The organism is Streptomyces venezuelae ATCC 10712, from assembly GCF_008639165.1.
Taxonomy (GTDB): domain Bacteria; phylum Actinomycetota; class Actinomycetes; order Streptomycetales; family Streptomycetaceae; genus Streptomyces; species Streptomyces venezuelae.
The window spans coordinates 5,614,880-5,629,233 of the sequence record NZ_CP029197.1; the positions used below are offsets into that span (position 1 = coordinate 5,614,880).

Below are 14,354 nucleotides of genomic sequence, written 5' to 3' on the forward strand. Positions count from 1 at the left end.
CCGGGCGGTCGAGCGGGGCGGTCGGAGCCTCGCGGTCGGAGCCGGCCGTCAGGGCAGGCGTCAGCGCAGGGCGTCAGAGCCGGGCGGACTTCAGGGACATGTGGAGCAGCAGCCGGTCCTCGCCGTCGTCCAGGTCGAGGCCGGTGAGCTGCTCGACCCGGGACAGCCGGTAGTAGAGGGTCTGGCGGTGGATGCCCAGGGCCGCCGCCGTGCGGCCCGCCTGGCCGGCGTTGTCGAGGAACACCTCGGCGGTGCGGGCCAGTTCGGCGTGGGCGGGGACGATCAGCGGGGCGACGGCCGGGTCGATCTCGGGGTGGTAGAGCGCGGCGAGCAGCCGGTACGGGCCGATCCCGGTCCACTCCGCGACCGGGCCGAGGGACGGCTGCGCGGTGGCGGCGCGGGCCGCCGTGTTGGCCTCGCGCCAGGCCGCCGGAAGCTCCGTGAGGCCCCGGCGGGGGTTCGCGATGCCGGCCGGGGCGGCGGCGCGCAGCCGGTCGGCGACCGTGTGGGCGGGGGAGAGGTCCTCGGCCGTGCGCAGCCGGACGAGGACGGCGAGGGACGCGCCCTCCGGGAGCGTGGTGACGGCCGCCGCGGCGGGGACCGACCGGATCGAGGGGGCCTCGCCCTGCCAGGGCGTCACACAGACGAGGGTGTGCAGCCCGTCCGCGCTGGGCCCGAGGGCCACCCGCAGGGCCGCGACGGCCATGTCGCTCTGCCAGCCGCGCCCGGCGGTCAGGACCGCGGCGAACTCGCGGGACAGGTCGGCGTCGGCGCGCTCCTCGTCGGCGAGGAGGCCGCCGATCCGGGTGGCGACCTCCATCGCGGCGGTCAGCTGGGCGGGGCTGGGGCCGGGCTCGGCGTCCAGCAGCCAGACGTATCCGAGGACGACGCCCCGGTGGCGTACGGGCAGACAGAGCCGGTCCCGGAAGACCCCGGCGTCCGGGGCGGCCGGGATGCGGACCGGGCCGGTCGCCCGGGTGATGCCGAAGCCCTCGAACCAGGCGCGGACCGCCGGGGTGGACTTGCGGGTCAGGATCGACCGGGTCCTGACCGGGTCCATGGCGGTGTCGTCGTCGCTGTCGTGGGCGCCGAAGGCGATCAGGCCGAAATCGCGGTTCTCCAGCGTCGCCGGCGCGCCGAGCAGCGCGGAGATCTCGTCGACCAGGTCTTGGTAATCGCCCTTCACAGCGCCATTCTCGCACCCTCTCAGACATATGTATGAGAGCGCGCCCACGGATGCGTGACAGCTGTAGATGGCGGACGATCGGAGCGATCCATAGGTTTCACGGTGGTTCTTCGTGCTGTTCCCGATTCCTTACGAAAGATCGGGTAAGGCACCCTTCGTCACCCTGTCCTTCTGGAGGTCCCCGTGCTGGGTCCCGTGATCCTCGCCGCGTCGCGCAGCGACAAGATGCGCCGTTTCGTGTCGGCCGCCCCCGGGACCAAGCAGGTCGTCGCCCGCTTCATCGCCGGTCAGACGGTTGAGGACGTCGTCCCGATCGTCCAGGAGCTGAGCGAGCGCGGCCTGGAGGTCACCCTCGACGTCGTCGGTGAGGACATCACCACCGTCGAGCAGTCGTACGCCGCCCGGGACGCGTACCTGGAGCTCATCGGCCGGCTCAAGGAGCTGGGTCTCGGCGAGCGCGCCGAGATGTCCGTGAAGCTGTCGATGTTCGGCCAGTCGCTGGAGAACGGGCACGAGCTGGCCCTCGCGAACGTCCGGCCGGTCGTCGCGGCCGCCGCCGAGATCGGCACCACGGTCACCCTGGACGCCGAGGACCACACCACCCTCGACTCGATGTTCGCCATCCACGAGGAGCTGCGGAAGGACTTCCCGCAGACCGGCTGCGTCATCCAGGCGTACCTCTTCCGCACCGAGGACGACGCCCGCCGCCTCGCCGCGAACGGCTCCCGCGTCCGCATCGTGAAGGGCGCCTACAAGGAGCCCGCCTCCGTCGCCATCCAGGACAAGCCCGAGATCGACAAGGCGTACGTCCGGATCATGAAGATCCTGATGGACGGCGAGGGCTACCCGATGATCGGCTCCCACGACCCGCGCCTGATCTCCATCGGCCAGGAGCTCGCCCGCCGCGCCGGGCGCAAGCTGGACGAGTACGAGTTCCAGATGCTGTACGGCATCCGCAGCGAGGAGCAGAACCGGCTGGCCGCCGAGGGGCACCGCATGCGCGTCTACACCGCGTACGGCACCGACTGGTACGGCTACTTCATGCGCCGCCTCGCGGAGAAGCCGGCCAACCTCCTCTTCTTCGTCCGCTCCATCCTCACCAAGGGCTGAGCCCACCTCTCACAAGGAGTATCGAGACTTATGGACGCTGTCACCCAGGTCCCCGCTCCGGTCAACGAGCCGGTGCACAGCTACGCCCCCGGTTCCCCCGAGCGCCTCCGTCTGGAGACCAAGCTCAAGGAGCTGGCCGAGAACCCGCGCGAGCTGCCGATGACCATCGGCGGCGTGAAGCGCCTCGGCGGCGGCGAGGAGTTCAAGGTCGTCCAGCCGCACAACCACAAGGCCGTCATCGGCACCTTCCGCGGCGCCACCACCCAGGACGCCCAGGACGCCGTCGACGCCGCCCTGGCCGCGGCCCCGGCGTGGCGCGCGATGTCCTTCGACGACCGCGCCGCGATCATCCTGCGCGCCGCCGAGTTGCTCGCCGGCCCGTGGCGCGAGACGCTGGCCGCGTCCACCATGCTCGGCCAGTCGAAGACCGCCCAGCAGGCCGAGATCGACACCCCGTGCGAGCTCGTCGACTTCTGGCGCTTCAACGTGGCGTACGCCCGCCAGATCCTGGCCGAGCAGCCGCCGGCGAACTCGCCCGGCGTGTGGAACCGCCTCGACCACCGCCCGCTCGAGGGCTTCGTCTACGCGATCACGCCGTTCAACTTCACGGCCATCGCGGGCAACCTGCCCACCGCCCCCGCCCTCATGGGCAACGTGGTGGTCTGGAAGCCGTCCCCGACGCAGACCCACTCCGCCGTGCTCCTCATGGAGCTCCTGGAGGAGGCCGGCCTGCCGAAGGGCGTCATCAACCTGGTGACCGGCGACGGCATCGCCGTCTCCGAGGTGGCCCTGAACCACCCGGACCTGGCCGGTATCCACTTCACCGGTTCGACCAAGACCTTCCAGCACCTGTGGAAGACGGTCGGCACCAACATCGAGAAGTACCGCTCATACCCGCGGATCGTCGGCGAGACCGGCGGCAAGGACTTCGTTGTCGCGCACCCCAGCGCCGACCGCGCCATCCTGAAGACCGCGCTGACCCGTGGCTCCTTCGAGTTCCAGGGCCAGAAGTGCTCCGCGTCCTCGCGTGCGTACATCCCGGCGTCGATCTGGAACGACGGCTTCAAGGAGGAGTTTGCGGCGGAGGTCGACGGCATCACCATGGGTGACGTCACCGACCTGTCGAACTTCATCGGCGCCGTCATCGACGAGCGTTCGTTCGCCAAGAACAAGGCCGCGATCGACCGTGCCAAGGCCGACCCGACGTGCACGATCGTCGCCGGTGGCACCTACGACGACTCGGTGGGCTACTTCGTCCGCCCGACCGTGATCGAGTGCACCGACCCGGAGAACGAGGTCTTCAAGGCCGAGTACTTCGGTCCGATCCTCGCGATCCACGTCTACGACGACAGCTCTGCCGAGAAGTACGACGAGATGCTGACCCAGATGGAGTCGGTCTCGGACTACGCCCTCACCGGCTCGGTCATCTCCGGTGACCGCGCCGCGGCCGCGTACACGATGGAGAAGCTCCGCTTCGCCGCGGGCAACTTCTACATCAACGACAAGTCGACCGGCGCCGTCGTCGGCCAGCAGCCCTTCGGCGGCGGCCGTGCCTCCGGCACCAACGACAAGGCCGGCGCCCCGCAGAACCTGATGCGCTGGACGCTGACCCGCGCCATCAAGGAGACGCTGGTCCCGCCGACCGAGTACGGCTACCCCCACATGGGCTGACGCCCCCCGCCCCCGACCCCGGGGGCCCCTGACACCGCCCCCCTCCCCGGCCCCCACCGAGGACGGGGGCGGTTCTCATGCGGCGGGCTTACCCTGCTGGGAGGGGGCTTCCGGTTGGGAGGCGCGACATGCCTGGTTCGACGACGATCCGCCCCGGGCACGGGGTCGACCCCATCGAGCACGCCGACGCGCTGCGGCTGACGTCCCTGATGAAGGAGCTGCATCGGCTGCTGACCGAGGAAGGGCCCGACCGGCTCACGGACGCGCAGATCGCGGCGCTGCGCGCGGGCGACGGGCTCCATCGGGAGGGCCTCACCGACTGGGTGGAGCGGATCGCCCGCGACCTGGAGAGGGCCACGGCCTGAGCGGCGCCCCCCCCCCGCGAGGGTGCGGGACGCGCGTCGGCGGGGTCCGCGATGCCTCACCGGTAAATCAATGGTGAGGGGTTAGGCGGGTGTGGGAGCCTTGGCCCATGACCGTGAGGACCGCGCCCACCCATGAGCTCGGGGCCGCCCGGCTCCGCTCCGTACGCGCCATGCTCGACGCCGCCTTCGACGACGACTTCTCCGACGACGACTGGGACCACACCCTCGGCGGCGTCCACGCCTGGATCGAGGACGGCGACGGCATCGCCGCCCACGGCGCCGTCGTCATGCGGCGGGCCCTCCATTGCGGGCGCTGGCACCGCGTCGGATACGTCGAAGGCGTCGCCGTCCGGGACGGTCTCAGGCGCCGGGGGCTCGGCGGGGCCGTCATGACCGAGCTGGAGCGGGTGATCGACGGGGCGTACGTCTTCGGGGCGCTCGGCGCCTCGGACGACGGGGCCGCGCTCTACCGGGCGCGCGGCTGGCGGGTCTGGGAAGGGCGGCTCGAAGCCCTGGGACCCGAGGGGGTCGTCCACCTCGCCGAGGAGGAGGGCCATGTGTTCCTGCGTCCGGCGGCCGGCCGGGAGCTGCCCGATCCGGCCGCCGCGCTCGTCTTCGACTGGCGTGACGGGGACGTGATGTGAGGGAGGGGCGGGGCGTCAGCCCTGGTCTACGCGGCCCTGGTCCACCCGGCCCTTGGTGGTCTCCAGTTGGGCGGTGACCAGCGCGGAGAACGAGGAGGTGAGGGCGATGGTGATCGCGAGCCCGCCCATCCCCAGCGTCCCGATGAAGCACGCCGCCGTCGCCCCGCCGACGATCACGGCCCACAGCACCAGCGCCACCTTGCCGCGGCGGCTCAGGAACAGCCACCGGAGCGGGGCGGCCGGACGGGCGTCCAGGGCGCCGGCCGGACCCGCCGTCGCCGCGCGCGGCCGCTTGAAGTAGCCGTACACCAGCCACTCTCCGCACAACTCCCAGCCCTCGGGCTCCAGTTCGGCCAGGACCTTGGCGCGGCGCCGGACGCCGATGACCTCGCGGCGGTACTCCCAGCGCAGCGGCGCCGTCGCCGAGCGGCGGCAGACGAACCGGCCGAGGGAGTCCAGGGACTCCACCTCCCAGCCCTGCTCGCCGTGGACGGCCAGCATGCGGCGGTCGTTGAAGAGGTCCGCCGTCCAGGTCCAGGTCTCCGCCTTGCCGTCCGGCTCGCCGGGCAGCGGCGCGAGGCCGCCGAGCTGGGCGGCGAACGCGGCGGCCGGCCCGAACTCCTCCTCCGGGGCCGTCCCGGTCCCGTCGAGGTGTCCGCGCAGGTCCTCGACGGTGGCGGCGATCTGCTCGGCCGGCACCCCCGTGGTGCGCAGCGCGTCGGAGAGCTCGGTGAAGTAGCGCTCGGATTCCGTGGTCATGTCGTGCTTCCCCCTGGGTGGAGCGTGGTCTCGACGGCGCGGTGGAAGCGCAGCCAGTCGCGGCTCTCGGTGGCGAGGTGCTCGCGCCCCCGCTCGGTGAGCCGGTAGTAGCGGCGTCCCGGGCCGCGCTCCGCCGCGCGGAACTCGGCCTCCACCAGACCGGCTTCCTCCAGGCGGTTCAGTACGGGATAGAGCGTCCCGCCCTTGATCTCGCCGAGGCCCGCCTCGGCGAGCGCCTTGGCGATCTCGTACCCGTAACTCTCCCCGTCGGTCAGCCGGGAGAGGACGAGCAGGTCGAGGACTCCCTTGAGCCAGCTGGATCTGCGGTCTGCGGCCATGGGTGTATTGCAGCACCAGCTAGGTAGGAATGCAAACTAGATAGGGTTCTAGAGCTCCTGGGCGACCAGCATCTTCCCCAGGTTCTCGCCGCGCAGCATCCCCAGGAACGCGTCCACGATCCGCTCGAAGCCCGTCACCACCGTCACGTCCAGGGGCAGCGACCCGTCCCGCAGCCGCGGCACCGCCAGGTCGTACAGCTCGTCGAGGGCGTCGGCGTGGTCCCGCACCAGGAAGCCTTCGAGCCGGATGCTCTTGCCGACCACGTCGAACAGGTTGCGCGGCGCGGGCGGGGGAGCGGAGAGCGAGTGGTACTGGCCCACCGCCCCCACCCAGGCGATCCGGCCGAACGGTCGCAGCGACGCGATCGCCGCCTCCAGATGGTCCCCGCCGACCCCGTCCAGCACGGCGTCGAGCCCCTCAGGGGCCGCCTTCGCGAGCAGCTGGGGGACCGGCCCTCCGTGGTAGTCGAAGGCCGCGTCGAAGCCCACCTCCTCCGTCAGGTACGCCACCTTGCGCGCCGAGCCCGCGCTGCCCACCAGGCGTCCCGCGCCGAGCAGCCGGGCGAGTCGGCCCGCCGCCGTGCCCACCCCGCCGGCCGCCGCCGAGACGAAGAGGTCCTCGCCCGGCTGGAGCCGCGCGATCCGGGTGAGGCCGACGTAGGCCGACAGGCCCGTACCGCCCAGCAGGCTCAGATGCGCGGCCAGCGGGACGCCGGGGCCCAGGTCCGGGATCTTGCGGGCCTTGGTCGGGGTGACCAGGGCGTGGGTCCGCCAGCCCGCGCGGTGCAGGACGAGGTCGCCGGGCCGCAGCGCGGGGTCGCGGGAGTCGAGCACGCGGCCCAGGGTGCGGCCCTCCATGGGGGAGTTCAGGGTCCAGATCTCGTCCGAGTCCATCGCCTCGCGGTGGTACGGGTCGACCGACCACTGGAGGTTCTCGACCAGGGCGGTGCCGGGCCCGGGCGCCGGGACCGGTGACTCGACGAAGGAGAAGAGGCCGGGCGTGGGGAAGCCGTCCGGACGGGCGGTCTGCTGGACGGTGATCATGGTGTCGTTCGTCATGCGCCGACCGTAGGAAGGAATCCGCGGGCCGGGCAGGGGGTAGCGTCGATGGCCGCGGCTCATCCATGAAAGTCGCTCATAGACAGAGGTGGGAGCCCCGCATGACCGATCTCGCACCCCGCGAGCTGCGCGTCCTCGTCGCCGTCGCGGAGCAGGGCGGCTTCTCGGCCGCGGCCGTCACGCTCGGCATGACGCAGTCGGCGGTCTCCCACTCGGTGCGGGGCAGCGAACGCAGGCTCGGCGCCGTCCTTTTCGACCGGGGGCGGTCCGGCGCCGTCCCGACACCGGCCGGGGAGCGGGCCCTCGGGTACGCGCGGCGGGTGCTGCGGCTCCTGGAGGTGATGGGCTCCGAGGTCAGGGCCGCCTCGCACGGCGGTTCGCGTGGCGGCGGCGCGGGTGACGGCCCGGAGGAGGTCGCCGGGCCGCTGCGGATCGCGGCCTTCCGCAGCGCGGCGCTCCATCTGCTGCCGCGCGCCCTGGGGCGGTTGACGGAGCGGCACCCGGGGATCGTGCCCGAGGTGCGGATCGTGCGGGAGGTGGGGCGGGGTACGGCGGGCGAGGTGCTCGACGGGCGGGCCGACCTGGGGATCGCGACGCTCGGGACGACCTCGCCCGTGCCGCCGGAGCTGGTCGGGGGCGTCCTGGTGGAGGAGGGGTACGCGCTGGTGCATCCGGCGGGCCATCCGGCGCCCCGTTCGCTGCCGCTGATCGACTGGACCGAGAACTGCACCTCGTACACCCGGGCGTGGTGGGCGGGTCAGGAGTGGCTGCCGCCGGCGACTGTCCAGGCCGAGGACGACGGAGCGGTGCTCTCGATGGTGAGCACCGGTTTCGGTATGGCGGTGATGCCGGAGCTGTCCCTGGTCGGAGCATCGCCCTCGGTCGAGATCACCGATCTCGGTCCGGAGCGCCCGACCCGTTCGGTGGGCTATGTCACCACCCCCGAACTGGCCGTCTCCCCCGCCGTCCGGGCCCTGATCCGCGAGCTGAGGGCCGTCGCGGGCTGACGCGCTGTCCCGTTCCGGCGGACGCGCTGTCCCGGCCCGTCTCAGATAGTAGGAAGTCCGAGTAATTGTGGAGACAGATACGCGGACCTGGCCTAGCTTTGTAGAAGCCGAACGTCTCGCTTCATCAGCGAATGGCGGTCGAGAGCGCGACGCCCCTGTGCAGGTAACCCCTGCGGCGGCGCTCCCCGCCCCTGCCGGCACCTTCGATCATCACTGATCTCCGCACTTCGGATCACCACTGATCTCAAGGAGTCGATCCCTCATGGCCGCTCAGACCACCCGCCGCGTCCGCCACTCCGCCGGCCGCTCCAGCGACGAAGCCCGCCAGAACGCCGCCGCAGCCCTCCAGCGCGCCCTCGACCGCCGTGACAACGGCGGCTCCACCGGCCACTGACACACCTTCACCCGGATGGCGCTTCGTCCACATGATGGACGAGACGTGTCAGACGATGGGACGAAGAGTAGGGTGCCGACATGTCTCACAGCATCAATCTCGCAGTCATTCCCGGCGACGGCATCGGCCAGGAGGTCGTGGCCCAGGGCCTCAAGATCCTCGCGGCCGTCCTTCCCCAGGACGTGAAGCTGGAGACCGAGGAGTACGACTTCGGCGCCAAGCGCTACCACGCCACCGGTGAAACCCTCACCGACGCCGACCTCGACTCCCTCAAGAAGCACGACGCCATCCTGCTCGGCGCCATCGGCGACCCGTCGGTGCCCTCCGGCGTCCTGGAGCGCGGCTTCCTCCTGAAGCTCCGCTTCGCCTTCGACCACCACGTGAACCTGCGTCCCTCGAAGCTGCTCCCCGGCGTCGCCACCCCGCTCGCCGGGCAGCCCGAGATCGACTTCGTCGTGGTCCGCGAGGGCACCGAGGGCCCGTACACCGGCAACGGCGGCACCATCCGCAAGGGCACCCCGCACGAGGTCGCCACCGAGGTCTCGGTCAACACCGCCTTCGGTGTCGAGCGGGTCGTCCGGGACGCCTTCGCCCGCGCCCAGGCCCGCCCGCGCAAGAAGCTCACGCTGGTCCACAAGAACAACGTGCTGACCTTCGCCGGTCACCTCTGGACGGACACCTTCCACAAGGTCGCCGCCGAGTTCCCCGAGGTCACCACCGACTACCTGCACGTCGACGCCGCGACGATCTTCCTCGTCACCGACCCGGCCCGCTTCGACGTGATCGTCACCGACAACCTCTTCGGCGACATCATCACCGACCTCGCCGCGGCCGTCTCCGGCGGCATCGGCGTCGCCGCCTCGGGCAACATCAACCCGAGCGGCGAGTTCCCGTCCATGTTCGAGCCGGTCCACGGCTCCGCGCCGGACATCGCGGGCCAGGGCAAGGCCGACCCCACGGCCACCGTCCTCTCCGTCGCGCTCCTGCTGCGCCACCTCGGCTACGAGGCCGAGGCCGTCCGGGTCGAGGAGGCCGTCGCCGCCGACCTCACCGAGCGCGGCGACCGGGTCCGTACCACGGACGAGATCGGCGACGCGCTCGCCGCGCGAGTAGCGAGCTGACCCGGCCGACTGACATCTGACAGCAGCCGCCGGGTCGCACAGCGCCCGGCGGCTGTCCCTTGCGCGGCCCCGGGCGCACCCCCCGAACCCCGGACCGCGTTCACCCGTTTCACGCACCGGTCCCCACGAGCGATAATCGAACGTGGGGCCGCGGCATGCGGGCATGCTCGGACGTCCACCCTCGTCAGGGACAGCAGTCTCCGACAGCGGCGTGCGGTGCGCGGTCCTCCCACACAACCGGTGAAGGACACGCACTCATGACGACGCCCACGATCGAGCTCAAGCCCTCCTCCAGCCCGCTGTCCGCCGCGGAGCGCGAGGCGATCCTGGCCAACCCCGGATTCGGCCGCCACTTCACCGACCACATGGTCACCATCCGGTGGACCGAGGGCCGCGGCTGGCACGACGCCCAGCTCGTGCCGTACGGCCCGCTCTCCCTGGACCCCGCCACGAACGTCCTGCACTACGCGCAGGAGATCTTCGAGGGCCTGAAGGCCTACCGCCGCCCCGACGGCTCGGTCGCCACCTTCCGCCCCGACGCCAACGCCCGCCGCTTCCAGGCCTCCGCCCACCGGCTCGGCATGCCCGAGCTGCCGGTCGAGACCTTCGTCGAGGCCTGTGACGTCCTCGTCCGGCACGACGAGGCCTGGGTCCCGGCGCACGGCGGCGAGGACTCGCTCTACCTGCGCCCGTTCATGATCGCCACGGAGGTCGGCCTCGGCGTCCGCCCGGCCAACGAGTACCTCTTCGTCGTCATCGCCTCGCCGGCCGGCCCGTACTTCCCGGGCGGCGTCAAGCCCGTCTCCATCTGGGCCTCCGAGGACCGCGTCCGCGCCGTCCCCGGCGGCGTGGGCGACGCCAAGACCGGCGGCAACTACGCGGCCTCCCTGCTCGCGCAGGCCGAGGCGGCGGCCAAGGGCTGCGACCAGGTCTGCTACCTCGACGCGGTCGAGCACAAGTGGGTCGAGGAACTCGGCGGCATGAACCTGTACTTCGTGTACGGAAACAAGATCGTGACGCCCACCCTCACCGGCTCGCTGCTCGCCGGCATCACCCGTGACTCGCTCCTCAAGGTCGCGGGGGACCTCGGCTACGAGTCCGAGGAGGCCCGCGTCTCCATCGACCAGTGGCAGGCCGACACCGAGAACGGCACCCTCACCGAGGTCTTCGCCTGCGGCACCGCCGCCGTCATCACCCCGGTCGGCACGGTCAAGTCCGCCCGGGGCGAGTGGCAGCAGTCGGGCGGCGAGCCCGGCGAGGTCACGATGAAGCTGCGCGACGCGCTGCTCGCGATCCAGACCGGCAAGGCCGACGACGTCCACGGCTGGATGCACGAGCTCGGCTAGTCGTCACTCCGCGGGCACCAGGGCCTCCGCCGCCGTACCGGCGGCGGGGGCCCTGTTCGGCGTCAGGACCGCGTACAGCGTCCCGCCGACGATCCCCGACAGCACGAAGCTGCAGTCGATCCCGCCCGTCAGGGCGATCAGCGGACCCTCGTACAGCGGCGTGGACACGGCGGCCAGGCCGACCGCCGCGCCGATCGCCCAGGAGGCGGTGGCGCGCGGGTGCCAGCCCGCCGAGAACCAGTAGATCCCGCCGCGCGAGCGCCGGTTGTAGACCTGGAGCGCCTCCGGGTCGTACACCCCTCCGCAGCGCAGATGGCCGATCAGGGTGATCACCGCCCACGGGGTGCCGATCGCCGTGAGCAGCAGGACGAACGAGGTCATCGCCGACTGGGCGTCCGAGGCGAAGTGGCCGAGGAAGACGAAGGCCGTCGCCACCGCGGCGACCACGAGCGTGGCACGGGCGCGGGTGGCCCTGGGCAGGATGGCGTCGAGGTCGAGCCCCATCGAGTACAGCATCAGGCCGGCGTTGCCGACGGAGCCGGCGGTGGCGGCGACGAGCAGCGGGACCAGGTACCAGGCGGGCGAGGCGTCGACGAGCGGTCCCGCGTAGTCGAGCGAGCCGCGGGCCGCGAGCGCCGTGAACGTACCGAAGAGCTGGGGGATCAGCAGTCCGACGAGCAGCCCGAGACAGGTGGCCCGCCAGACGCTGCGGGAGCTGTGGCGTTCGGGGGAGACGTACCGCGTGTAGTCGCCGAGCAGGGTGATGAAGGCGACCGGTCCGCTGAGGCCGGCGGCCACGGCCGAGAGCAGCCAGGTGGGCCAGAACGAGCCGAGCAGGTACGGGGTGTCCGGCACCGCCGCCGTCGTGAAGTCCCCGGCGTAGGCGAGGAGTCCGAGGGCGAGCAGCAGGGTCATGCCGACGGCGAGCGCCTTGCTCAGCTTGAGCAGCAGCCGGTAGCCGTACACCGCGCCGACCACGGTGCAGGCGGCGAGCAGGGCGTAGACGACGGCGTGGGTGGCGCCGCCGGTCGGCAGGCCGATCAGCCGGGCGAGGGTCCCGACCATCACGTCGCCGCCGATCCAGAGGGTCAGCGCGGTGTAGCCGAGCGAGAGCAGCAGTCCGACGACCGAGCCGACGAGCCTGCCCCGTACGCCGAAGAAGGCGCCGGAGGAGGTCGAGAGGTTGGTGGCGGTACGGAGCGACACCAGCGCCAGCGGGGCGGTGACGGCGACGCCGACGAGGGTGCCGGTGACGACGGAGGTCACCGAGGCCCAGAGGCCGAGGCCGAAGGAGACCGGCAGCCAGCCGAAGACGATCACCCCCAGGCAGAGGTTGGACCCGAGCAGGATCGCGACGAGGTCCCGGGGGCCGCTGGTGCGTTCGGCCTCGGGCACGGTGTCGACTCCGCGCTGTTCGATCGGCATGGGGACTCCTGGGGACGGGAGCGGACGGGGCGGCGGACAGTTTTAGAGTGGCGCTCAATGTGACCCGTGCCAGTGCCTCGCGTCAATGCTTGGAAGACAGCTTCTCAACATTTAGAGTGTTGCTCAAACACGACCTGGTTCCGCTGCCCCCTGGTTCCGCTACTTCCTCTAGGACCCGTCACCATGACCTACCGCATGCCCGCCGAGTGGATGCCGCACGAGCGCACCTGGATGGCCTGGCCCAGCCCCAACCCCACCTTCACCACCGCCGAGGAACTCGCCGAGGCCCGCCAGGCCTGGGCGGCGGTGGCCCGCACCGTGCGCCGCTTCGAGCCGGTGACGATGGTCGTCGCCCCCGGCGACGCCGAGTCCGCCCGCGCCCTCGTGGGCGAGGACGTCACGCTGGTCGAGCGTGACCTCGACGACGCCTGGATGCGCGACATCGGCCCCACCTTCGTCACCGACGGCACCGGGCTCGCCGCCGTGGACTGGGTGTTCAACGGCTGGGGCGGCCAGGACTGGGCCCGCTGGGAGCACGACTCCAAGATCGCCTGCCATGTCGCCGACGCGGCGGGAGTCCCCGTACTGAGCAGCCCCCTGGTGAACGAGGGCGGCGCCATCCACGTCGACGGCGAGGGCACGGTCCTGCTGACCGACACCGTCCAGCTCGGCTCGGGCCGCAACCCGGGATGGACCCGCGAGCAGGTCGAGGCCGAGATCCACGCCAAGCTCGGCACGACGAAGGCGATCTGGCTGCCGCACGGCCTCAGCGGCGACTACGGCCTCTACGGCACGCAGGGCCACGTCGACATCGTCGCCGCCTTCGCCCGCCCCGGCACGGTCCTCGTCCACAGCCAGCAGGACCCGGCCCACCCCGACTACGAGCGGTCCCGGATGTACGTGAACATCCTGCGCGGCCAGACCGACGCCCAGGGCCGCCCGCTGGAGGTCGTCGAGATCCCGGCCCCGACCGTCCTCAAGGACGAGGAGGGCGACTGGGTCGACTACTCGTACATCAACCACTACCTGTGCAACGGCGGCGTGGTCCTCTGCGCCTTCGACGACCCGCACGACGAGCTGGCCGCCGAGATCTTCCGCCGCCTCTTCCCCGAGCGGGAGGTCGTCCTCGTCGACGCGCGCACGATCTTCGCAGGTGGGGGCGGCATCCACTGCATCACCCAGCAGCAGCCGAAGCCCTGAGGCGGGCGGGGCATGAGGTAGAACGTACGAGTGACCCGTATGGACCCCTCCGCCCCCTCCCACCCCGCCGCCCCGGCCCCCGCGCCACGCCGGCGCAACCAGGCCGCTCCTCCCCGTGAGGAGCTGCTCGCCGCCGCCATGGACACCATCGCCGAGCGCGGGCTCGACGGGCTGACCATGGCCGGGCTCGGACGGCAGGTCGGGATGAGCAGCGGGCACCTGCTGTACTACTTCCGCACCAAGGACGAGCTGCTGCTGCAGACCCTGGAGTGGAGCGAGGGGCGCCTCGGCGCCGAGCGGAGCGCGCTGCTCTCCCGCCCCGGGACCGCGCGCGAGCGGCTCGACGGGTACGTCGACGTGTACGTGCCCGACGGGCCGCGCGACCCGCACTGGATCCTCTGGCTGGAGGTCTGGAACCGGTCCCAGAACGCCGACGCCGAGGCCCGGGCCCGCCAGGCCGCCATCGAGGGCGCCTGGCACCGGGATCTGGTCGCGATCCTGGCCGAAGGCGTCTCCCGCGGCGAGTTCCGGCCGGTCGACCCGGACCGCTTCGCCACCCGTACGAGGGCGCTCCTGGACGGCTTCAGCGTGCACGTGGCCGTCGGGGTGCCGGGCACCGGGCGGGAGCAAGTGCTCGCGCACGTGCGGGAGTTCATCGAGCAGGACCTGCTGCCGCGACCGTAACGCACGTAAGTACACAGGATCGTTGTCCGCTACACCCTTGTTACC

15 protein-coding genes are annotated in these 14,354 nt (G+C 71.8%); 10 read left to right on the top strand and 5 right to left on the bottom strand.

Features of this window, described 5'->3' with window-relative positions; all coding sequences use genetic code 11:
- Window positions 1-73: 73 nt before the first annotated feature.
- Window positions 74-1,186 carry a PucR family transcriptional regulator gene (locus DEJ43_RS26045; protein ID WP_015036379.1) on the bottom strand — a complete coding sequence of 371 codons (1,113 nt, stop codon included), beginning with the start codon at window positions 1,184-1,186 and terminating at the stop codon, window positions 74-76.
- Between the two features lie 183 nt (window positions 1,187-1,369).
- On the opposite strand from DEJ43_RS26045, the gene DEJ43_RS26050 reads away from it, so the two are divergent.
- The 4 genes from DEJ43_RS26050 to DEJ43_RS26065 all read left to right on the top strand — a co-directional run bounded on the left by DEJ43_RS26050 (window position 1,370) and on the right by DEJ43_RS26065 (window position 4,976).
- Complete coding sequence (locus DEJ43_RS26050) at window positions 1,370-2,296, top strand: proline dehydrogenase family protein (RefSeq protein WP_015036380.1); 927 nt, start codon at window positions 1,370-1,372, stop codon at window positions 2,294-2,296.
- Between the two features lie 30 nt (window positions 2,297-2,326).
- Window positions 2,327-3,967, top strand: a complete 1,641-nt coding sequence (pruA, locus tag DEJ43_RS26055; protein WP_015036381.1) for an L-glutamate gamma-semialdehyde dehydrogenase — start codon at window positions 2,327-2,329, stop codon at window positions 3,965-3,967.
- Between the two features lie 128 nt (window positions 3,968-4,095).
- Window positions 4,096-4,332 carry a hypothetical protein gene (locus DEJ43_RS26060; RefSeq protein WP_015036382.1) on the top strand — a complete coding sequence of 79 codons (237 nt, stop codon included), beginning with the start codon at window positions 4,096-4,098 and terminating at the stop codon, window positions 4,330-4,332.
- 107 nt (window positions 4,333-4,439) lie between these two features.
- Window positions 4,440-4,976, top strand: a complete 537-nt coding sequence (locus DEJ43_RS26065) for a GNAT family N-acetyltransferase (RefSeq protein WP_041662898.1) — start codon at window positions 4,440-4,442, stop codon at window positions 4,974-4,976.
- Between the two features lie 15 nt (window positions 4,977-4,991).
- Here DEJ43_RS26065 and DEJ43_RS26070 read toward each other — a convergent pair whose 3' ends face one another.
- From DEJ43_RS26070 to DEJ43_RS26080, 3 genes are read right to left on the bottom strand one after another with little or no spacing between them, the layout of a single operon-like run.
- A complete protein-coding gene (locus tag DEJ43_RS26070) occupies window positions 4,992-5,735 on the bottom strand; it encodes a hypothetical protein (protein WP_015036384.1) in 744 nt (247 codons plus the stop codon).
- Window positions 5,732-6,073 carry a PadR family transcriptional regulator gene (locus tag DEJ43_RS26075; protein ID WP_015036385.1) on the bottom strand — a complete coding sequence of 114 codons (342 nt, stop codon included), beginning with the start codon at window positions 6,071-6,073 and terminating at the stop codon, window positions 5,732-5,734. Before DEJ43_RS26075 ends, DEJ43_RS26070 begins: the two co-directional genes overlap by 4 nt.
- 48 nt (window positions 6,074-6,121) lie before the next feature.
- Window positions 6,122-7,132, bottom strand: a complete 1,011-nt coding sequence (locus DEJ43_RS26080; RefSeq protein WP_015036386.1) for an MDR family NADP-dependent oxidoreductase — start codon at window positions 7,130-7,132, stop codon at window positions 6,122-6,124.
- A gap of 101 nt (window positions 7,133-7,233) precedes the next feature.
- Between DEJ43_RS26080 and DEJ43_RS26085 the strand changes: the two genes are divergently transcribed.
- The 4 genes from DEJ43_RS26085 (at window position 7,234) to DEJ43_RS26095 (ending at window position 11,000) form a co-directional block, all read left to right on the top strand.
- Window positions 7,234-8,139 (top strand): LysR family transcriptional regulator, encoded by a 906-nt coding sequence (locus DEJ43_RS26085; protein ID WP_015036387.1) that lies wholly within the window; start codon window positions 7,234-7,236, stop codon window positions 8,137-8,139.
- Between the two features lie 262 nt (window positions 8,140-8,401).
- Complete coding sequence (locus tag DEJ43_RS38605; protein WP_015036388.1) at window positions 8,402-8,533, top strand: hypothetical protein; 132 nt, start codon at window positions 8,402-8,404, stop codon at window positions 8,531-8,533.
- 80 nt (window positions 8,534-8,613) lie between these two features.
- On the top strand, window positions 8,614-9,654 hold the full coding sequence (locus DEJ43_RS26090) for a 3-isopropylmalate dehydrogenase (RefSeq protein WP_015036389.1): 1,041 nt from the start codon (window positions 8,614-8,616) through the stop codon (window positions 9,652-9,654).
- 257 nt (window positions 9,655-9,911) lie between these two features.
- Entirely contained in the window at window positions 9,912-11,000 is a 1,089-nt protein-coding gene (locus DEJ43_RS26095; protein ID WP_015036390.1) for a branched-chain amino acid aminotransferase, read from the top strand.
- Window positions 11,001-11,003: 3 nt separating this feature from the next.
- Here DEJ43_RS26095 and DEJ43_RS26100 read toward each other — a convergent pair whose 3' ends face one another.
- Window positions 11,004-12,425: a cytosine permease gene (locus tag DEJ43_RS26100; RefSeq protein WP_015036391.1), complete on the bottom strand. Its 1,422-nt coding sequence runs from the start codon at window positions 12,423-12,425 to the stop codon at window positions 11,004-11,006.
- Between the two features lie 183 nt (window positions 12,426-12,608).
- On the opposite strand from DEJ43_RS26100, the gene DEJ43_RS26105 reads away from it, so the two are divergent.
- A complete protein-coding gene (locus DEJ43_RS26105; RefSeq protein WP_015036392.1) occupies window positions 12,609-13,625 on the top strand; it encodes an agmatine deiminase family protein in 1,017 nt (338 codons plus the stop codon).
- A 39-nt stretch (window positions 13,626-13,664) separates the two neighbouring features.
- Complete coding sequence (locus DEJ43_RS26110) at window positions 13,665-14,309, top strand: TetR/AcrR family transcriptional regulator (protein ID WP_399468691.1); 645 nt, start codon at window positions 13,665-13,667, stop codon at window positions 14,307-14,309.
- Window positions 14,310-14,354 lie beyond the last annotated feature (45 nt).